Here is a 19,001-nt window from a genome sequence, read left to right as displayed (position 1 = left end):
CCGAGTGGAGTCAGTGAACTTCTGTGAAGGGAACGGCAGTTCGACGCACCGGGCACGATGAATCCGCGAGGACGACAGCTTTCGACGGCTCCGGGGGCACACTGATCGAACGAGTCCCGGCCAGGGCCCACCAACGGGCGAACTACCTCGCCAAGTGCCGCGGCAAGCCACCGAGGGCGCCGCGCTCTACCGGTCCGCCTTCTCGGCGGTGAACGGGTGAGCCGGAGCTGAGAAGCGAACCCGCTCAGCTCAGCGCGTCGAGCTCGCTCGTGATCGCCGCGCGAAGCCGGTCGTGCGACGGGGTGAGGGCGTGCCGGGGGTCGTACCAGCGGTCCGGGGGGTAGAGCCAGACGGGCTTCTGCATGAGGTGCTCGGGCTCCCAGTCGTAGCGGGGCCAGATGTGGGCGTGCAGGAACGGGTCCTTGTTGCCGAGGATCTCCAGGTTGACCCGGCGGAAGTCCGGGTCGGCGGCGCGGCAAGCGCGTTCGACCGCCTCGCCGAGCCGGTCGAGGTCGGCGAGGTACGCGAGGCGGCGCGGGCGGGGCAGGTCGGAGAGGCGCTCGACGCCCGGCTCGTCGGTCAGCAGGACCGAGTAGCCGGGCAGGAACTGGATGTCCCCGATGACGGCGAACCCGGCGTCCAGCCGCCGCAGGACGGTCGGGTTCGCACCGCGCAGCGCACTGCCGACGCGGTCGGCCTTCCAGTCCGTCGTCGTCACCGTCAGATTCCGAGCCCGCGGATGATCAGGTCCACGAGCGCGAAGAAGAACAGCGAGATCCCCACGAAACCGTTCGTCTGGAAGAACGCCCGGTTCAGCTTCGACAGATCGTTCGGCTTCACGATCGTGTGCTCGTAGACGAACGCGCCCGCGACGACGACCAGCCCCACCCAGAACGCCGCACCGGCGCCCGTGAGGACCGCGTACCACCCGAGCAGCAGCGTCGTCACGACGTGGCAGACCCGCGAGCCCCGGATGGCGGCCGGAACGCCGAACCGCGCCGGCACCGACCGCACGCCGCCGTGCCGGTCGGACTCCACGTCCTGGCAGGCGTAGATGAGGTCGAAGCCGCCGATCCAGATGCCCACCGCGGCGCCGAGCACGACGGCCTCCCACGACCAGCTCCCGGTCACCGCGAGCCAGGCGCCCACCGGGCCCATGGCCTGAGCCAGCCCGAGGATCGCCTGCGGGAAGTCCGTGAACCGCTTGCCGTAGGGGTAGACCACCATCGGCACCACGGCCACCGGCGCGAGCACCAGGCACAGCGGGTTCAGCAGCGCGGCCGCGCCGAGGAACACCACCAGCGCGACCGCGGAGCCGACGTACGCGGTCTTCAACGAGACTGCCCCGGTGACGAGTTCACGCCCCGCCGTACGCGGGTTCCGGGCGTCGATCTCGCGGTCGATGATCCGGTTGGCGGCCATCGCGAAGGTGCGGAGCCCGACCATGCACACGGTGACGATGAAGAGCTGGCCCCAGTGCACCCGCCGGTCGGCGAGGAACATGGCCGTCAGCGCGGCGATGTACGCAAAGGGCAGGGCGAAGATCGAGTGCTCGATCATCACCAGGCGCAGGAAGGCCTTCGTACGGCCCGGGGTCTCGACGGCAGCCGTGCTCACAGCCCGTATTCCTTCCAGCGACGCGACACCAGTGCGGCGGTGGCAGGGTCCGAGGACACCATCTCCGGCCAGCCGCCGTCCCGGGTGTACCCCTCCTCCGGGAGCTTGCGCGTCGCGTCGATGCCCGCCTTGCCGCCCCAGAACTGCTGGTACGAGGCGTGGTCGAGGTGGTCCACCGGGCCCTCCACGACCGTCAGGTCGCGGCTGTAGTCGACGTTCCCGAAGGCCCGCCACGCCACTTCCCGGTAGTCGTGCACGTCGCAGTCCGCGTCCACCACGATGATCAGCTTGGTCAGCGACATCATGTGCGCGCCCCAGATCGCGTGCATCGTCTTCTGGGCGTGCTTGGGGTACTTCTTGTCGATCGAGACGATGACGCAGTTGTGGAAGCCGCCGGCCTCGGGCAGGTCGTAGTCGACGATGTCCGGGATGATGATCTTCAGGAGCGGCAGGAAGAACCGCTCGGTGAACTTGCCCAGCGGGCCGTCCTCGGTCGGCGGGCGGCCGACCACGATGGACTGCAGGATCGGGCGGCGGCGCATCGTGACGCAGTCGATCTTCAGGGCCGGGAACGGCTCCTGCGGGGTGTAGAAGCCGGTGTGGTCGCCGAACGGGCCCTCGGGGAGCATCTCGCCGGGCTCCAGCCAGCCTTCGAGCACCACCTCGGCGTCGGCCGGCACCTGGAGCGGCACCGTCTTGCAGTCGACCATCCGCACCCGCTCCCCGGCGACGAAGCCGGCGAACAGGTACTCGTCGATGTCCCCGGGCAGCGGTGCGGTGGCCGCGTACGTGACGGCCGGCGGGCAGCCGAAGGCGATCGCGACGGGCAGCCGCTCGCCCCGGCGGGCGGCCACCGCGTAGTGGTTGCGGCTGTCCTTGTGGATCTGCCAGTGCATGCCGATGGTCCGGCGGTCGTGCCGCTGGAGCCGGTAGAGGCCGAGGTTGCGGATGCCGGTGTCCGGGTCCTTGGTGTGGGTGAGGCCCAGGTTGAAGAAGGAGCCGCCGTCGAGCGGCCAGGTGAAGAGGGCGGGCAGCTCGTCCAGGTTGACGTCGTCGCCGGTGAGCACGACCTCCTGGACCGGAGCGTCCTTCACGTGCCGCGGCGGGACGTGCGCCATCGAGGCGAGCTTGCCGAAGGCGTCGCGGAACCCGGTGAAGCCGTGCGGCAGTTCGGGCTTGAGCAGGCCGGCGATCTTCTCCGAGATGTCGTCGGGGCCCTTGAGTCCGAGCGCCTTGGCGAGGCGCCGCTCGGTGCCGAAGACGTTCATCGCGAGCGGCATCGACGAGCCCTTGACGTTCTCGAAGAGCAGCGCGGGGCCCTTGGCCTTCTGCACGCGGTCGACGATCTCGCCGATCTCCAGGTGCGGGTCCACCTCCGCCTTGATGCGCTTGAGGTCGCCCTCGCGGTCGAGGGCCCGGAGAAACGAGCGGAGATCGTCGTATGCCATGCCTGTCAGTATCCGCCACCCGATAGCCTGGCTCCGTCAAGGGCCCGGGGAAAGCAGCCCGGGGAACGTAGCCCGTCCCAACCGCCGTCGCCCGGGGGAGACCGCCGCCGTGCTGAGGATTCTGACCTTCGTCATCCCGCTCGCCCTGTGGGTGTGGGCCTTCATCGACTGCCTGACCACGCCCGAGGACGAGGTGAAGCACCTGCCCAAGGTGGTGTGGGTGATCATCGTGCTGCTGTTCCCGCTGGTGGGCTCGATCGCCTGGCTGGTGGCCGGCAAGCAGCGCGGCGTGCCGCGGGCCGCGTCGACGGGGGCCCGGACGCCCGGCCGTCCGGAGCACGAGCGCCCGCGCGGCGGCCGCCCGCTCGCACCGGACGACGACCCGGAGTTCCTCGCCTCGTTGAACTCGTTGAAGAAGAACAACAAGGACCACGAGGACATGCTCAAGCAGTGGGAGGCGGATCTGCGCCGCCGCGAGCAGGAGCTGCGCGGCAAGGACGAGCCGGAGGACGGCCGCAAGAGCTGACCCGCGCCGTTCCACGGCTCCCCCGGACAGCCCACCCGGCAGGCCCCGGGTGGGCCTCGGTGTTTTTGGCGCTTCCCTACGACTGCGAGGTCTTAGGCCTGACTCTCCATCGCTACTGTGCGGGGCTTGAACGGAACTTAAGCACGGCCCTAGCGGCCGGGCGTACCGTCGTGTTCGACGGCCCTGACCTGCGTTTTTCTTAACGCTCAGATCATCGGACCATCATCTGCCCGACAACCCCCGGTATTCGAACGGACACCGAGCGCAGCGGATTCGACCCCGTCGCTTCTGTGCAGGCCTGACAGCTAAACGAAGCCGACCTTGTACGGAATCGACGCCGAAACCAGCGCACGGCCCCTCGTACAGTCATAAGTGAAGAAAGTGATTCGCAGCCGGGGGCACAGCAGACGTTGGCTGTCGGACAGTTCCCTCACGCTTGGAGTGGTTCGAGATGACGGTTGTGCATGAGGCGCCGGTCGGCGGCGAGGTCCCCGAGATCCCGGCCGATGCCCGCGGGCGGGTCGCCGAGCTGCACGAACTGCGCGAGAAGGTTCGGCGCGGCCCCAGCGAGAAGGCCACCGAGGCGCAGCACGCGAAGGGCAAGCTGACCGCCCGCGAGCGCATCGAGCTGCTGCTGGACGAGGGCTCCTTCCGCGAGGTCGAGCCGCTGCGCCGGCACCGCGCCACCGGCTTCGGCCTGGAGGCCAAGAAGCCGCACACCGACGGTGTCATCGTCGGCTGGGGCACCGTGCACGGCCGGACCGTCTTCACCTACGCGCACGACTTCCGGATCTTCGGCGGCGCCCTGGGCGAGGCCCACGCGCAGAAGATCCACAAGATCATGGACATGGCCATCGCGGCCGGTGCGCCCCTGGTCTCCCTGAACGACGGCGCCGGCGCCCGCATCCAGGAGGGCGTCACCGCCCTCGCCGGCTACGGGGGCATCTTCCAGCGCAACACCAAGGCCTCGGGCGTCATCCCGCAGATCTCCGTCATGCTCGGCCCCTGCGCCGGCGGCGCCGCCTACTCCCCCGCGCTGACGGACTTCGTCTTCATGGTCCGCGAGACCTCGCAGATGTTCATCACCGGCCCCGACGTGGTCCAGGCCGTGACCGGCGAGAAGATCAGCCAGAACGGCCTCGGCGGCGCGGACGTCCACGCGGGCGTCTCCGGCGTCTCGCACTTCGTCTACGACGACGAGCAGTCCTGCATCGAGGAGGTCCGCTACCTCCTGTCGCTCCTGCCGCAGAACAACCGCGAGATGCCGCCGACCGTCCTCAGCGACGACCCGGTCCAGCGCCGCAACGACAGCCTGCTCGACCTCGTGCCCGTGGACGGCAACCGGCCGTACGACATGCGCAAGGTGATCGAGGAGATCGTCGACCACGGCGAGTACCTGGAGGTCCACGAGCGCTGGGCGACCAACGTGCTGTGCGTGCTGGCCCGGATCGACGGCCACGTCGTCGGCATCATCGCCAACCAGCCGCAGTCGCTGGCCGGCGTCCTCGACATCAACGCCAGCGAGAAGGCCGCGCGCTTCGTCCAGATGTGCGACGCGTTCAACATCCCGCTGGTCACCCTGCTGGACGTGCCCGGCTTCCTGCCCGGCGTCGACCAGGAGCACGGCGGCATCATCCGCCACGGCGCCAAGCTGCTGTACGCGTACTGCAACGCCACCGTCCCGCGGATCTCGCTGATCCTGCGCAAGGCCTACGGCGGCGCCTACATCGTCATGGACTCCCAGTCCATCGGCGCCGACCTCACCTACGCCTGGCCGACCAACGAGATCGCCGTCATGGGCGCCGAGGGCGCCGCCAACGTGATCTTCCGCCGCGACATCAACGGCGCCGAGGACCCGGACGCCATGCGCGCCCAGAAGATCAAGGAATACAAGAACGAGCTGATGCACCCGTACTACGCGGCCGAGCGCGGCCTCGTGGACGACGTCATCGACCCCGCCGAGACCCGCGAGGTGCTCGCCTCGGCACTCGCCATGCTCCGCACCAAGCACGCCGACCTGCCGAGCCGCAAGCACGGCAACCCGCCGATGTAACGACCCGCGGCAGCCGGCGTCGCCGCAGCAGCCGGTACCGCGCGAACCCACAGCGCGCGGTACCCCGCGAGACCACACACCACAGCCCGGGGGAGAAACCAGACAATGACCGCTTCCGCCGAACCCCTCGTCCGCATCGTCCGCGGCTCCCTCACCGACGAGGAGCTGGCCGCCCTCACCGCCGTGCTGATGGCGCGCGCCGCCGCCGCTCAGCAGGCCGCCGCCGTCGCGCCGGTCGAGCCGATCGCCAACTGGCACCGCCTGGAGCGCCGCCCGGCCTACTTCTCGCCGGTCAGCTGGCAGCAGGCCGCCTGACGGCCCGAGCGTCCTTCGACGGCCGGTCACCCCACCCGGGTGGCCGGCCGTCCGGTTTGCGCCGACCTCGCGGCTCCCGACCCGTGGTGCGGGCCCGCCCTGCCGTACGGGCCCGGCTTCGGCCCGGACCCGGCCCAGGGCGGCTCGGTAGAATACCTACTGGACGGTATGCGGCCCGCCCGCCCGTCGGCCCCCATAGGATCGGCCGCTGCCGAGGGACCAGAACTATCCAGGGAGGCTGCGATGGCCAGGCAGGCACGTGCACTGGCGACCCGCCAGGCGGTACTCCTCGCGGCGGCCGAGGTGTTCGACGAGCGCGGCTACGCGGCCGCCACGATGGCCGAGATCCTGGACCGGGCCGGCGTCACCAAGGGCGCGCTGTACTTCCACTTCCGCTCCAAGGAGGAGCTGGCGCTCGCCGTCATCAACGAGGGGCAGGGCGCCTGGCTGGCCACCTGGGAGCCGTCCTCCGAGAGCGCGATGCAGACCATGATCGACCTCGGCTACGCCTTCGCCCACGCCCTCCTGGACGACCCGCTGGTCCGCGGCAGCATCCGGCTGACCATCGAGCACGGCAGCTTCACCCAGCCCCAGATCTCGGCCTACCAGGGCTGGGCGGACGTGGTGCGCGAGCTTCTGGAGCGCGCCGAGGGGGCCGGCGAGCTGCACCCCGGGATCGATCTGACGGCGGCGGCCGAGGTGATCACGGGGGCCGTCACCGGCATCCAGCTCAGCTCCCAGGTGCTGACGGCCCGCCAGGACCTGGTCCAGCGGATGGCCCACCTGTGGACGCTGCTGCTGCCCGGCCTGGTCCGGCCGCACGCGCTGACCCGGCTGAGCGTCGCCGAGCACGTCCCCGCCGGCCTCTGAGCACGATTCGGCCGAGCACGATTCGGCGCGGCCGTCAGGCCTGACGGCGGTCAGATCCGGTAGGCGGCGCAGCGCCCGTCCGGCACGAGGGCCGGCAGCACGGCCGTCCAGATCCCGCGGACGGCCTCCGGCCGGAGCCGGCCGACGTCCTCGGCGGCGAGCAGCACCTGGCCGGCCGCGACCGTGGTGAGCAGTTCGGCGGCGGCCCGCCGGTCGGTGCCGGGCCGCAGCTCGCCCGCCTCGGCGGCCCGGCCGAGCAGGCGGCGGACGACGGCGGTGAGGCTGCGCCAGGTGGCGTCGGCGTCCGGGAGGTCCGCCGGGCCGGTGCGGCGCGGGCCGTGCCCGAGGCGGCCGAGCTGGACGCCGGCCCGGACCACGACGTCCTCGCGCAGCAGGCGGGCGAGTTCGTGCGTGAAGTCGATCAGGTCCTGGAGGGCGGGGCCGCCGGCGCGCAGGGCGCGCAGCGCGGCCGAGCCGATCTCGCGTCCGGCGGCCGCGCGGACGCCGTCGGCGAGGGCCTGCTTGGAGACGAAGTGGAAGTAGAGCGCGCCCTTGCTGACGCCGGCCCGGCGGCTGATGTCCACCAGGCTGGCCGACTCGAAACCCGTGTCCGCGAACGTGCCCGCCGCGGCGAGCAGCACGGCCCGCCTGGTCCGCTCCGCGCGTTCCTGCTTGACCACTGGGCCCCTCCGGACTCGGCCGGCCGCGGCCCCCGCCGCCCCGGCTGCTGTCAGGGCGCCGCCGACGTGGGGTGCGACGCCTCGCATGCGTACGGCACCGGCCGAAACCGCATGGTTGGTATCTAATCTACCGCCTGCGCCAACCCCGCCGTCCAGCGGGGACCCACCCCCGCCCAAGGTCAGGACTACCCACCCAACGGCATTCCCGCAGCCCAGAGGCCAGGTAGCGTGGTCCTGCCCGGCCGCTTCGCGGGGACCACCCCGAGCACGCGACACAAACCGGGTGGTCTGTATGTTTTCCATACAGGCGTCCGCACCGGCCGCTCGACCGACACCCTGGAGTGGGGGCCCGTCATGCCACTGATCGTAGAGCCGGATGCCCTCGACCCCTACGCCCACCCCGGGACCGGTTACGACTTTCACGAACGGACGGTCTCCCGCCACCTCGTGCACCGCACCTCGGTGTCCGAGGTGTTCCTCACCGGCTGGCAGGCCACCGGCCCGTACGAGTTCCGGCTCGGTGCCCAGTGGCCCCGGATGCACGGCTTCTACCGGCTGCCCGGGGACCGGCACCACGACCCGGTGCTGATGGCCGAGACCCTCCGGCAGGCCGGCCTGCTCGTCGGCCACGCCGGGTTCGGGGTGCCCAACGGCCACCACTTCGCGCTGGACGACCTCGGCTACACGCTCGGCCCGGCCGGGCTGGCCGGCCTCGCCGTCACCGCCGAACCGGCCTCCCTGATGCTCGACGTCGTCTGCGAGGACGTCCGGATGCGCGGCGGCCGGCTGGCCTCGCTGCGGCTGCACGCCGAGGTCTCCCGGGACGGCCGCCCGGTCGGCCGCGGCTCCGGGCAGCTGCGGGTCATCTCCCCCGCCTCGTACGCCCGGCTGCGCGGGCCCGGGCGGCGCACCGCCGTCCCGGTCCGGCCCGGTCCTGCCGCCGCACCCGAACTGGTCGGCCGGGCGCACCCGGCCGACGTGGTGCTCAGCCCGACCCTGCTGCCCGACAGCTGGGTGCTGCGGACGGACGCCCGGCACCCGGTGCTGTTCGACCAGAAGCTCGACCACGTGCCCGGAATGCTCGTCCTGGAAGCCGCCCGGCAGGCCGCCCAGCGGCTGCGGCACCCAGAACCGGTGGCACCGGTCGAACTCGTCTCCTCCTTCGACCGCTACATCGAGCTGGACCGACCCTGCCTGGTCCGGGCCGTCCGCGAGGAGGCGCCGGACGGCCGCAGAGTGCCGGTCCGGGTGCTGCTGATCCAGGACGGGCGCACGGCGGCCGACTGCCGGCTGCTGACCGAGCCGCTCGGCGGACCGATGGGCGGCCCGCTGAGCGGCCCGGCCGGCGGCCCGTCCGTCCCGGCGCCCCGGGACGCCTTCGACGGCCGCCCCGCAGCGCCGGGCCTCGGCGGCACCGGGCTGCCGCTGGCCTCCTGACGCCCCTCGCGTCAGGCCACGGCCTACGCCGCGACCAGCGCGGACGGCCGCCCGGCGTGCATCACGCTGAGGTTGGCGGCCAGCCGGACCGGGTCCTGGGCCAGCCAGAGCCGCAGCGCGGCGCCCAGCATGGCGCTGGCCGACCCGATCCGGACCTCGGTCACCTGGGCGATCCGGGCCGCGCCGGGCACCAGCAGGTCGGCCAGCGGGGTCGGCAGCCACACGGTCAGCGCGCACGGCGCGGGCGCCGTGAGGGCGCCCAGCACGCGGTAGGCGTCCGCCCGCGAGCTGAGCGTGGGGATGATGTCCAGCAGCCCGTCGGCCACCACCTCGGACACGTCACTGCGGTGTCCCTGGGCGAGCCGGCGGAGCAACGTGCGCTCGGCGGCGGTGATTCGGACGGTCAGCATGACCTCGTCGCACTCCATTGCGCGATTTCCTCCTCAGTTCCTCCCCGTGCCGGCATCGGCGGCCGGCACGGACTACCCCTGTCGCACCTCGGCCCGGCTGCCTTCTGGTGGAGTGCCGGGCCGGTGGGTGTGGTCCGCCCCGGTCAGATACCCGCGTACGAGTGCTTGCCGGTGACGAAGATGTTCACGCCGTAGTAGTTGAAGAGCCAGCAGGCGAAGGCCGCCAGCGCCAGGTAGGCCGCCTTGCGGCCCTTCCAGCCGGCCGTCGCGCGGGCGTGCAGGTAGCAGGCGTAGGCGACCCAGGTGATGAACGACCAGGTCTCCTTCGGGTCCCACTCCCAGTACTTGCCCCAGGCCGCCTCGGCCCAGATCGCGCCCGCGATGATGGTGAAGGTCCAGAGCGGGAAGACCAGGGCGTTGATCCGGTACGACAGCTTGTCGAGCGTCGACGCGGCGGGCAGGCGGTTGCTGACGGACACCCGGACGCGGGCCAGGCCGGTCCGGAAGCCGCCGTGCCGCTGCCCGGCCCCGCGGGCGGCACCCGGCTTCAGGTACTCGTACGCGCCGGCCTCGACCCGCTTGTGGTACGAGTCCTGGAACAGGTACAGCAGCGTGGCGATGAACGCCGCGTAGAAGGCGCCGCCGCAGAAGATCGCGGTGGAGACGTGGATCGCCAGCCAGTACGAGTGCAGCGCGGGGACGAGCTGCTCGGAGTCGGTGTAGAGCACCGTGGTGGCGATGCCGAGGGTCAGCAGCACCGCGACGGTGACCGGCAGGCCGAGCCAGCGGACGTTCTTCCTCGCGGCCAGCAGCACCAGGTACGCCGCCGTCATGGCCAGCGCGAAGGCGCAGGAGAACTCGTACATGTTGCCCCACGGCCAGCGGGAGACCGAGAGGCCGCGGGTGATCACCCCGCCGACGTGCAGCAGGGCCGCCAGCACGGTGAGCGAGACCGCGATCCGGCCGGCCAGGTCGGCCTTCTCGCTGCTGCCGGCCGCGCCCGGGCCGTCCACCTCGTCCTCGCCGCGGCCGCTGGTGACCACCGTCGCGCCCTCGCCCGCCAGGGCGGTACGGGTGAGCGTCGTGGTGCCGCCGCCCGCGCCCGCCACGGTGACGGTGACCTTCTTGGCCACGGCCTTCGTCCCGGCCGCGGCGACGGTCTCGGCCAGGCTGCCCGACTGCTCCTTCGAGCGGACGGCGACGGCGCCCTTGCTGCCGAACGTCCACTCGAACATGTGGGCGAACATGGCGATCGTGTAGACCGCCATCGCCGAATAGATCAGCTTGTTGGAGAGGTCGGCCAGCTGTGGGTCGACCCCCGAGGCGAGATGCACCGTCTACTCCTTGGAGTTCTGGTCGGCAGGGACTGTGGGGTCTGAAGGCGCTTCCGGGGCCTCGGCGGCCGCGGGTTCGAGGTCCTCGGTGTCGGGGGCCTCGGCGTCGGGGGCCTCGGCGTCGGGCTCGTCCTCCGTCGCCGGGGCGTCGTCCTGGAGGTCCACGGCGAGTTCGGCCAGCTCCTCGGCGATCTTCGCCGACTCGCTGCGGGCCAGCCCGGCCAGCTCGACCAGGGTGCCGCCCTCCGGCAGGGCGACCGCCCGCACCCAGATCCGGCGGCGCTGCACGAACAGCGAGCCGATCAGACCGACGATCGCCAGCACGGCGCCGGTCAGGGCGATCTCGTTGCCCGGGCGGTGCGAGACGTTGAAGCTCGCCCACTGCTTGTAGCCCTCGAACGTGACGCTGCCGTACCCGTCCGGCAGGGTCCAGCCCTGACCGGGCTTGAGCCGGGCCTTGGCCGGCTGGTCGTCCTGGGTCAGCTGGTGCATGTTCTTCGTGTTGAGCTGGTAGACGTTCTGCGGCAGGCCGGAGTCGGTGCCCAGGTCGCCCTCGAAGGCGTTCAGCACCAGCTCCGGGGCGGCGTCGCCCGGGAACAGCGAGATCGGGCCGGTGCCCTCGAAGCTCACCGGGGCGGTCGGCAGGAAGAAGCCCGAGAAGCCCAGCTGGGTCTTGGTGCCCTTGGGCCCCGTGCCGTAGTCGGAGACCTTCACGACGCCCGTGGAGGTCAGGTTGCCGTCCTGCGGCAGGAACGCCGTCGCGCCCGTGTAGACGACGTCGCCGTTGGCGTTGCGGACAGTGATGACCGGGGCGTAGCCGTGGCCGATCAGGTAGACCTTGCTGTCGCCGATCTCCAGCGGGTGGTTGACCTCGATCGTGCCCTGCTTCAGCTTCGAGGCGTCGTTCCCGGCGTAGTACTCGACGTTCGCGGTGAACTGCCGGGCGGCGCCGATCTGGTCGCCCCGGTCCTGGAACTTGGCGGTGAAGCCCTTCAGCTTGAGGAAGAAGGGGTCCAGGTCGTCGCTGGTGTAGAAGGACGAGCCGGTGAAGTCGTCGAGCTGCGTGATGGTGTTGGAGTAGCCCTCGCCCGCCACCATCAGCTTGCCGCCCGTGCCGCTGGCCAGGCTCGCCCACCCGAAGCCACCGAGCAGCGCGAACAGCGACAGGTGGAACAGCAGGTTGCCGACCTCGCGCAGGTAGCCCTTCTCGGCGGCCACCGCGCCGTCGGCCAGGTTGACGCGGAAGCGGCGCCTGCCGAGCAGCCGGTGGGCGGCGGCGTTCACCGCGGCCGCGTCGGCCTCGGTGCGCCAGGCCGCGTAGACCGGCATCCGGACCAGGTTGCGCGGAGCCGCCGGCGGCTGGGCCCGCAGCACGCCGACGAACTGCCAGGTGCGCGGGATGATGCAGCCGGCCAGCGAGACGAACAGCAGGATGTAGATCGCGGAGAACCAGATCGAGCTGTAGACGTCGAACAGCTGGAGCTTCTCGTAGATCGGCGCGACCGTGGTGTGCTGCGTCTTCCACGTCTCGACCTTGAACTGGTTCTGGCCGTTCTGCGGGATCAGCGAGCCCGGGATGGCGGCCACCGAGAGCAGGAAGAGCAGGATCAGCGCGACCCGCATCGAGGTCAGCTGGCGCCACGTCCAGCGCAGCCAGCCGAGCACCCCCATCGCGGCGGGCCCGTCGGACTCCACCGGCGCGGTGCTGAGCCGCTCGGCCTCCGCGTCGGACGGCACCGGGGGCGCCTCGGTCTCGGTCGTGGTGTTGCTCACGGTCAGATTCCGATCCGGAAGTCGGCGGTCCAGAACTGCAGCTGGCTCATCATCGAGTCCCAGACTCCGGTGACGAGCAGCAGACCGACCGCGACGAGCATGCCGCCGCCGATCCGCATGACGAGCGGGTAGTGCCGCTTGACCCACCCGAAGGCGCCGAGCGCGCGGCGGAAGGCGACGGCGGCCAGGATGAACGGTACGCCGAGGCCCAGGCAGTAGAAGGTGGTCAGCAGCGCGCCACGCTGGGCGTCGGCCTGGTTGAGGGCGAGGTTCTGCACGGCGGTCAGGGTCGGGCCCATGCAGGGCGTCCAGCCGACGCCGAACACGACGCCCAGCACCGGCGCGCCCAGCAGGCCGACGGCCGGGCGGCGGTGGGAGCGGACCTCGCGCATGCTCAGCCCCGGGACGAGGCCCATGAAGGCCAGGCCCATGACGATGGTGAGCCCGCCCAGCACGATGTCGATGGTCCGCTTGTAGCCCTGCAACTCCTGGCCGAAGTAGCCGAACAGCGCGCCGGTGGAGACGAAGACCGCGGTGAAGCCGAGGACGAACAGCAGCACCCCGAGCAGCATCCGGCCGCGCCGCGAGCCGCGGGCGTCGGCGAGGTCGGCGGCGGAGAAGCCCGTCACGTAGGACAGGTAACCCGGCACCAGCGGCAGCACGCACGGCGAGAAGAACGACGCGAGCCCGGCCGCGAGCGCGACCGGCGCGGCGACCAGCAGCGCGCCGCTCTGCACGGTCGAGGTGGTGTCGGCGAGTTGCAGGGGCAGACTCACTGCTTCGGCTCCGCGACCACCGGCTGGAGGATCGACTCCAGGGCGTCCTCGACCGTGCCGCCGACGGCGCGGGCGGCGATCTTCCCGTCCCGGTCGATGATCAGGGTGGTCGGGATCGACTGCGGGTTCAGGCTGCCCTTGGGGAACTTGAGCAGCTGGGTCCCGGCCGGGTCGAAGATGCTCGGGAAGGTGACGCCCTTCTCCTGCTCGAAGCGGACGGCGTTGGCCTTCTCGGTGTCCCTGGTGTTGACGCCGAGGAACTGGACCCCCTGGTCCCTGTACTTCTCCGAGACGGCCTGCAGGTCCTTCGCCTCGCCCCGGCACGGCCCGCACCAGGAGCCCCAGACGTTCAGCACGACGACCTTGCCCCGGTAGTCCGAGAGCTTCACCTGGCTGCCCTCCAGGGTCTCCCCGGAGATGTCCGGGGCGTCCTGGCGCTTGCCGAGCTCCGCCGTCGACATGTTGGTGTTCTTGACGGCGACGAATCCGAGCTGGCCGTCACCGCTGCCCGACGAGCCCGACGACGAACAGCCGGTGAGGACGATCGCAGCGGCGGCGGCGGTGGCGGCGGCTGCGGCGACACGGGGACGGGGGCGCGCCATGGCAGACATGTGAAAAGTTTCGCATGGAGTTCCGGGCAGGTTCGGGGGGGTCCGGCATTGCGCGTCGCACCCCCTCTGACCTGCGACGGGGCCGGACGGCCCGGCGTTCACCGGGCCGTCCGGCCCCATACTTACGCACCGCTTAGCGGCGTTACGCGCCGAAGCTCTTCCCCACCGGCTTGTCCTTGCCGCCCTTGCCGACGAGGTGCGCGGGCAGCAGGTCGCGGGCCGGCTCGCGGTAGCCGACCGAGACGATCTTGTCTCCCTCGAAGGTGAAGCTGGTCAGCGAGGCCAGCGAGCACTGCCGGCGGCGCGGGTCGTGCCAGAGCCGGCGGCGCTCGACGAACGAGCGGACGATCCAGATCGGCAGCTGGTGGCTGACGCAGACCGCCTCGTGCCCGCGCGCGGCGTCGCGGGCGGCGCCGAGCGCGCCCATCATCCGCACCACCTGGTCGAGGTAGGGCTCGCCCCAGGACGGCTTGAACGGGTTGGTGAGGTACTTCCAGTAGCCCGGGTTCTTCAGCGAGCCGTCGCCGACGCCGAAGGTCTTGCCCTGGAAGATGTTGTCCGCCTCGATCAGCCGCCCGTCCACCGCGACGTCCAGGCCGTGCGCCTCGGCGATCGGCTCGGCGGTCTCCTGGGCCCGCTCCAGCGGGGACGCCACCACGTGGGTGATGTCCCGGCCGGCCAGGTCCTCGGCGACCCGCTCGGCCATCTGCCGGCCGAGCTCGGACAGGCGGTAGCCCGGCAGGCGGCCGTACAGGACGCCGTCCGGGTTGTGCACCTCACCGTGCCGCATCAGGTGGACGACGGTGATCTCCTTGGTGCTCACTTCTCGGTTACTCCTGGGGCTGGGATGGGTGGACTAGGCCGTGGCCGCGGCGGCCGCTCGCGCGGCGCCCGGCAGGGCGGCCGCAATCCGCTCGATCGCCCGCTCGTCGTGGGCCGCCGAGACGAACCAGGACTCGAAGGCGGACGGCGGCAGGTAGACGCCCTCGGCCAGCATCGCGTGGAAGAAGGCGGTGAAACGGTACGCCTCCTGGGTCCTCGCCTCGTCGTAGTTGGTGACCGCGGCCTCGGTGAAGAACACCGAGAACATGTTCCCGGCGGTCTGCAGCCGGTGCGCCACGCCCTCCTTGGTGAGCGCCTGCGACACCAGGCCGGAGACCTCCGCGGCGACCCGGTCCACCGTCGCGTACGCCTCGTCGGTGCAGCCGCGCAGCTGGGCCAGGCCCGCCGCGGTGGCGATCGGGTTCCCGGACAGGGTGCCCGCCTGGTACACCGGGCCGGCCGGGGCCAGGTGCGCCATCACGTCGGCGCGGCCGCCGAAGGCCGCGGCCGGGAAGCCGCCGCCCATGACCTTGCCGAAGGTCAGCAGGTCCGGCGCCCAGCCCTCGTGGGCCGCCTCCAGGCCGTACCAGCCGGCCTTGGAGACGCGGAAGCCGGTCATCACCTCGTCCGAGATGAACAGCGCGCCGTTCTCGCGGCAGAGCCGGGCCAGGCCGCCGTTGAAGCCGGGCAGCGGCGGGACGACGCCCATGTTGCCGGGCGAGGCCTCGGTGATCACGCAGGCGATCTCGCCCGGGTGCGCGGCGAAGGCCTGCTCGACCGCGGCGAGGTCGTTGTACGGCAGCACGATGGTGTCGCCGGCCTGGGCGCCGGTGACGCCCGGGGTGTCCGGCAGACCGAAGGTCGCCACACCGGAACCGGCGGCGGCCAGCAGAGCGTCCACATGACCGTGGTAGCAGCCGGCGAACTTCACGACCTTCGCCCGGCCGGTGAAGCCGCGGGCCAGCCGGATCGCCGACATGGTGGCCTCGGTGCCGGAGGAGACCAGGCGGACCTGCTCGACCGGGGCGACCCGGCCGACGATCTCCTCGGCCAGCTCGACCTCACCCTGGCCGGGCGTGCCGAAGGACGTGCCGCGGGCGACCGCCTGCTGCACGGCGTCGATCACCGCGGGGTGCGCGTGGCCGAGGATCATCGGACCCCACGAGCACACCAGGTCGACGTACTCGCGGCCGTCGGCGTCGGTGAGGTAGGGACCGGCGCCGGACACCATGAAGCGCGGCGTGCCGCCGACCGCGCGGAAGGCGCGCACCGGGGAGTTCACGCCGCCGGGCGTCACGACCGAGGCGCGGTCGAACAGCGACTGGGACTGGGGGGCTTCGTAGGGATAGCTCACGGGAGACATGGTCTCAAATCGTGTCCTTGACCTCTGCATGTCGGACCCGATCATCTGGAACGATGATCCGGGTGCCGTTGTCTGTACGGTTGTCCGTGCAGAAGGGGCCGCTGACTGCTCCCGAGCACGGACCAGTCAGACTGTGCACCCAGAGTGCGCAGGCGCTCCGGATGTGTGCAGGGGTGTGGAGAGGACTGCTGTCTTCCGCGAGTGGGTAGGGCCCGCGAGTGGGTAGGGCGGCGCATGACGGGTAAGGAGCACGTCCGGACGGACGCCGGGCGTGCGGGGGTCTGTCGATTCCGGCGAATTCCGGTGAGGATGGTCCGAGTGTCCGAGGCGCAGGACGGCTACGACGAGGCCGCGGGGGGCTCCCGCAGGCCCGCCGAGGCCGCACGCGGGGGTACGGGAGCGGGGACGGGTCGTGGTCGCCGCGGCGGCGAGAGGCGGGGTGAGGGACACGTGGGGGTGACGTACAAGTACTTCGGTGCACCGGACCGCGCGACCGCCGCCAGAGTCCCCACCGCCCTCGGACCCGGCGGACTCGGCCTGGACGCCGGCGAGCTCGGCTCGCTGGGGCGCCTCGGCGACCTGATGGAGACCAGCGGCTCCCCCAACGGCCACCTCTCCACCAAGATCAAGCCGGAGACCATGAGCGCCATGGTCCTCACCGGCATCCAGGGCGTCCCGCTGCACCAGGTCCCGCCGCTGGAACTCGTCGTGCTGCACCCCGACTACGCCGTCGTCCAGCTCCCGCAGAACGTGGTCGAACCGCTGCGCAAGGCCGACGAGACCGAGCTCGGCGCGGCCGCCTTCATCTGGTCCACCGTCCCCGACCGCCGTGGTCCGCGCGACGCCTTCGTGATCTACAGCATGCTCCACGAGTGGCAGGACTTCGCCAACCGGCTGCACGAGGCGGGGCACCAGCTGTACTGCCTGGTCTGGCCGTAGCGGGGAGAGCCGCCGGTTCGGGGGTTCATCCGCGGGCGCGGCGCGCGCGCCGGACCGTCCGCTCGCTCTCGACCGGCTCCGCCAGATGACCCTCCACCAGCCGCGCCAGCGCGGACAGGAACACCGCGCGCTCCGGCTCCGGCAGCGCCTCCAGCACCTCGCGGTGCACCCGGTCGGCGATCTCGGTGCCCTGCTCGACGACGCGTCCGCCGGCCTCGGTGACCGAGATGATCCGGGCCCGGCGGTCGGTGGCGGACGGGCGGCGCTCGGCCAGGCCTGCCTTCTCCAGCTCGTCGACGGTGACCACCATGGTCGTCTTGTCCAGGTCGGCCAGCTCGGCCAGCTGGATCTGGGTGCGTTCGGCCTCCTGCGCGTGGTACAGCACGCAGTACGCGCGGGGCGTGATCGCGAGCTCGGCGAAGGCCGCCGCCATCCGGGTCGCCAGCACGTGGCTCGCGTGGTCCAGCAGGCCGGAGATGTCGCGGATCTGGCGCACGGGCCGGGTCGTCGTCATACGTCCGAGGTTAGCAACGGCCCGTCTCGTGCGGGATGATCCCGTTGCCAACCAACACCGGGTCTCCGGGTCTACGGGATACCCAGCTCGAACAGCGCGTACCCGGCGTACCAGCCCGCCGCGACGGCCGGCATCGCGAACAGCCCGACCAGCGAGGAGAACCGCACCCGGCGCAGCACGACCGCCAGGCCGATGCAGAGCGGGAAGGCCGGCAGCAGGTAGCGCGAGATGTTGTCGAAGATCTGGTTGCTGCTCAGCGCGGTGAAGATGGTCAGCAGCGTGTAGATCACCAGGACCAGCGGCGGCCGCAGCCGCAGCAGCAGCACCAGCAGGCCGGGCAGGGCGATCAGCAGCGCGATCGCGATCAGGTCGGGGGCCGGGTTGGACTGCCAGAAGTTCCAGTGGCCGGTGACCACGTCCAGGATCGTGCGGAAGGTCGAGGCGCCCCCGTCGAAGTAGCGGTTCCAGGCGCCGCGCTGGAGCTTGAAGTAGCCGCCCCAGTCCCCCATCCGGTAGCCGACCCAGGCGACGTACCAGATCAGGCCCCACGGCGTGATCAGCATCGCGGTCAGCGGGCGGACGACGCCGTCGGTGCGCCGGATGAGCGCCACCAGCGCCGCGAGCGAGACGGCGGCGATCAGGGCGGCGGCGGTCGGGCGGTTGAGCCCGGCAGCCAGGGTCAGCAGCCCCGCCACCACCCAACGGCGGGTCATCACGCAGTAGCAGGCCCACGCGGACAGCGCGACGAACAGGGAGTCCGAGTAGACCGCCCACTCGACGCCGGAGCCCGGGAACAGGCCCCAGATCACCGCGGCGACCACGCCCGCCCGCCAGCCGCCGAGCCGCTCGGCGACCGCGAAGATGCCGGCCGCCGCGACGAACGAGGCGAGCACCGACACCACGATGCCGGAGCCGTACGGTCCGAGTCCGGTGACCGTGCCGACCAGTCGCATCAGCCAGGGGTAGAGCGGGAAGAAGGCGGCCGAGTTCTCGTAGTAGCTGGCCAGCGGGAAGCCGTGAAGCGGGATCAGCTGCGGGTCGTAGCCGTTCTCGGCGATCCGCTGGTACCAGATGCCGTCCCAGGTGCCGAGCACGTCCCACGGCTGGGCGCCGCCGCCGCGGCCCGGGTCCTTCCTCAGGTAGTCCCCGGTGTGCGTCAGCAGCATCATGAAGACGGTCAGACCGGTGGCCTTGACCACCGCGTACGCTCCGAGCGCGGGCGCGAAGCGGTCCACCAGGGCGCCGAACCGGCCCGGGGCCGTGGTCCGCTCCGCCCCGGCGCGCTCCCCCGCGGGTCGGCGGCCGGCCGGCGCCGGAGCGCCGGGTTCGGCGTTGGACGACTCGGTACTCGATGCCGTGCTCATCTGCTCTGGCTCTCCCCGCCCGCCTCGTGGTCCGCGCGCCGGCGAACGCGGCGGCATCGTGTGAGCCTACGACACCGACCCACGCGAGCCCGGGCGGCGGGGTCGCAACCCTCGGGCGCGCACCACGACGGCAGGGTCCGCCGCCGGCC

Annotated in this window: 19 protein-coding genes; 6 read left to right on the top strand and 13 right to left on the bottom strand. The window is 71.7% G+C overall.

Features of this window, described 5'->3' with window-relative positions; translation table 11 throughout:
* Positions 1-244 precede the first annotated feature (244 nt).
* From F7Q99_RS15300 to F7Q99_RS15290, 3 genes are read right to left on the bottom strand one after another with little or no spacing between them, the layout of a single operon-like run.
* Positions 245-718 (bottom strand): diadenosine tetraphosphate hydrolase, encoded by a 474-nt coding sequence (locus F7Q99_RS15300; RefSeq protein ID WP_326846691.1) that lies wholly within the window; start codon positions 716-718, stop codon positions 245-247.
* A 2-nt stretch (positions 719-720) separates the two neighbouring features.
* A complete protein-coding gene (gene mqnP / locus F7Q99_RS15295) occupies positions 721-1,617 on the bottom strand; it encodes a menaquinone biosynthesis prenyltransferase MqnP (protein WP_407697785.1) in 897 nt (298 codons plus the stop codon).
* Positions 1,614-3,065, bottom strand: a complete 1,452-nt coding sequence (locus tag F7Q99_RS15290; RefSeq protein ID WP_153461950.1) for a menaquinone biosynthesis decarboxylase — start codon at positions 3,063-3,065, stop codon at positions 1,614-1,616. The genes mqnP and F7Q99_RS15290 overlap by 4 nt, the downstream gene beginning before the upstream one ends.
* Positions 3,066-3,174: 109 nt before the next feature.
* On the opposite strand from F7Q99_RS15290, the gene F7Q99_RS15285 reads away from it, so the two are divergent.
* The 4 genes from F7Q99_RS15285 to F7Q99_RS15270 all read left to right on the top strand — a co-directional run bounded on the left by F7Q99_RS15285 (position 3,175) and on the right by F7Q99_RS15270 (position 6,829).
* The gene (locus F7Q99_RS15285; RefSeq protein WP_326846690.1) at positions 3,175-3,591 is read left to right on the top strand and encodes a PLD nuclease N-terminal domain-containing protein; all 417 of its coding nucleotides are present in this window, start codon (positions 3,175-3,177) and stop codon (positions 3,589-3,591) included.
* A 451-nt stretch (positions 3,592-4,042) separates the two neighbouring features.
* Complete coding sequence (locus tag F7Q99_RS15280) at positions 4,043-5,644, top strand: acyl-CoA carboxylase subunit beta (RefSeq protein ID WP_153461946.1); 1,602 nt, start codon at positions 4,043-4,045, stop codon at positions 5,642-5,644.
* A 105-nt stretch (positions 5,645-5,749) separates the two neighbouring features.
* Complete coding sequence (locus F7Q99_RS15275) at positions 5,750-5,959, top strand: acyl-CoA carboxylase subunit epsilon (RefSeq protein ID WP_153461944.1); 210 nt, start codon at positions 5,750-5,752, stop codon at positions 5,957-5,959.
* A 243-nt stretch (positions 5,960-6,202) separates the two neighbouring features.
* On the top strand, positions 6,203-6,829 hold the full coding sequence (locus tag F7Q99_RS15270) for a ScbR family autoregulator-binding transcription factor (RefSeq protein ID WP_195911072.1): 627 nt from the start codon (positions 6,203-6,205) through the stop codon (positions 6,827-6,829).
* A gap of 50 nt (positions 6,830-6,879) precedes the next feature.
* Here the strand turns inward: F7Q99_RS15270 and F7Q99_RS15265 are convergent, their stop codons facing one another.
* On the bottom strand, positions 6,880-7,509 hold the full coding sequence (locus tag F7Q99_RS15265) for a ScbR family autoregulator-binding transcription factor (protein ID WP_326846689.1): 630 nt from the start codon (positions 7,507-7,509) through the stop codon (positions 6,880-6,882).
* A 354-nt stretch (positions 7,510-7,863) separates the two neighbouring features.
* Between F7Q99_RS15265 and F7Q99_RS15260 the strand changes: the two genes are divergently transcribed.
* Entirely contained in the window at positions 7,864-8,946 is a 1,083-nt protein-coding gene (locus F7Q99_RS15260) for a ScbA/BarX family gamma-butyrolactone biosynthesis protein (RefSeq protein ID WP_153461938.1), read from the top strand.
* A 23-nt stretch (positions 8,947-8,969) separates the two neighbouring features.
* On the opposite strand, the gene F7Q99_RS15255 is transcribed toward F7Q99_RS15260, so the two are convergent.
* The 7 genes from F7Q99_RS15255 to hemL all read right to left on the bottom strand — a co-directional run bounded on the left by F7Q99_RS15255 (position 8,970) and on the right by hemL (position 16,035).
* Positions 8,970-9,374, bottom strand: a complete 405-nt coding sequence (locus F7Q99_RS15255; RefSeq protein ID WP_153461936.1) for a hypothetical protein — start codon at positions 9,372-9,374, stop codon at positions 8,970-8,972.
* Positions 9,375-9,499: 125 nt separating this feature from the next.
* Entirely contained in the window at positions 9,500-10,690 is a 1,191-nt protein-coding gene (ccsB, locus tag F7Q99_RS15250) for a c-type cytochrome biogenesis protein CcsB (RefSeq protein WP_326846688.1), read from the bottom strand.
* 3 nt (positions 10,691-10,693) lie between these two features.
* Positions 10,694-12,463 carry a cytochrome c biogenesis protein ResB gene (resB, locus tag F7Q99_RS15245; RefSeq protein WP_326846687.1) on the bottom strand — a complete coding sequence of 590 codons (1,770 nt, stop codon included), beginning with the start codon at positions 12,461-12,463 and terminating at the stop codon, positions 10,694-10,696.
* Positions 12,464-12,465: 2 nt separating this feature from the next.
* A complete protein-coding gene (locus F7Q99_RS15240; RefSeq protein ID WP_326846686.1) occupies positions 12,466-13,239 on the bottom strand; it encodes a cytochrome c biogenesis CcdA family protein in 774 nt (257 codons plus the stop codon).
* Positions 13,236-13,850 (bottom strand): TlpA family protein disulfide reductase, encoded by a 615-nt coding sequence (locus tag F7Q99_RS15235; RefSeq protein ID WP_230210227.1) that lies wholly within the window; start codon positions 13,848-13,850, stop codon positions 13,236-13,238. Before F7Q99_RS15235 ends, F7Q99_RS15240 begins: the two co-directional genes overlap by 4 nt.
* 142 nt (positions 13,851-13,992) lie before the next feature.
* Positions 13,993-14,640, bottom strand: a complete 648-nt coding sequence (locus F7Q99_RS15230; RefSeq protein WP_153466212.1) for a histidine phosphatase family protein — start codon at positions 14,638-14,640, stop codon at positions 13,993-13,995.
* A 66-nt stretch (positions 14,641-14,706) separates the two neighbouring features.
* On the bottom strand, positions 14,707-16,035 hold the full coding sequence (gene hemL, locus F7Q99_RS15225) for a glutamate-1-semialdehyde 2,1-aminomutase (protein WP_153461934.1): 1,329 nt from the start codon (positions 16,033-16,035) through the stop codon (positions 14,707-14,709).
* A 450-nt stretch (positions 16,036-16,485) separates the two neighbouring features.
* On the opposite strand from hemL, the gene F7Q99_RS15220 reads away from it, so the two are divergent.
* On the top strand, positions 16,486-16,974 hold the full coding sequence (locus F7Q99_RS15220; protein ID WP_063348869.1) for a hypothetical protein: 489 nt from the start codon (positions 16,486-16,488) through the stop codon (positions 16,972-16,974).
* Positions 16,975-16,999: 25 nt separating this feature from the next.
* On the opposite strand, the gene F7Q99_RS15215 is transcribed toward F7Q99_RS15220, so the two are convergent.
* On the bottom strand, positions 17,000-17,488 hold the full coding sequence (locus tag F7Q99_RS15215) for a MarR family winged helix-turn-helix transcriptional regulator (RefSeq protein ID WP_153461932.1): 489 nt from the start codon (positions 17,486-17,488) through the stop codon (positions 17,000-17,002).
* A 71-nt stretch (positions 17,489-17,559) separates the two neighbouring features.
* Positions 17,560-18,852, bottom strand: a complete 1,293-nt coding sequence (locus tag F7Q99_RS15210; RefSeq protein WP_153461930.1) for a glycosyltransferase family protein — start codon at positions 18,850-18,852, stop codon at positions 17,560-17,562.
* Positions 18,853-19,001 lie beyond the last annotated feature (149 nt).

It is taken from the genome of Streptomyces kaniharaensis (assembly GCF_009569385.1).
GTDB lineage: Bacteria > Actinomycetota > Actinomycetes > Streptomycetales > Streptomycetaceae > Kitasatospora > Kitasatospora kaniharaensis.
This window is presented reverse-complemented; position numbering and strand designations above follow the sequence as displayed.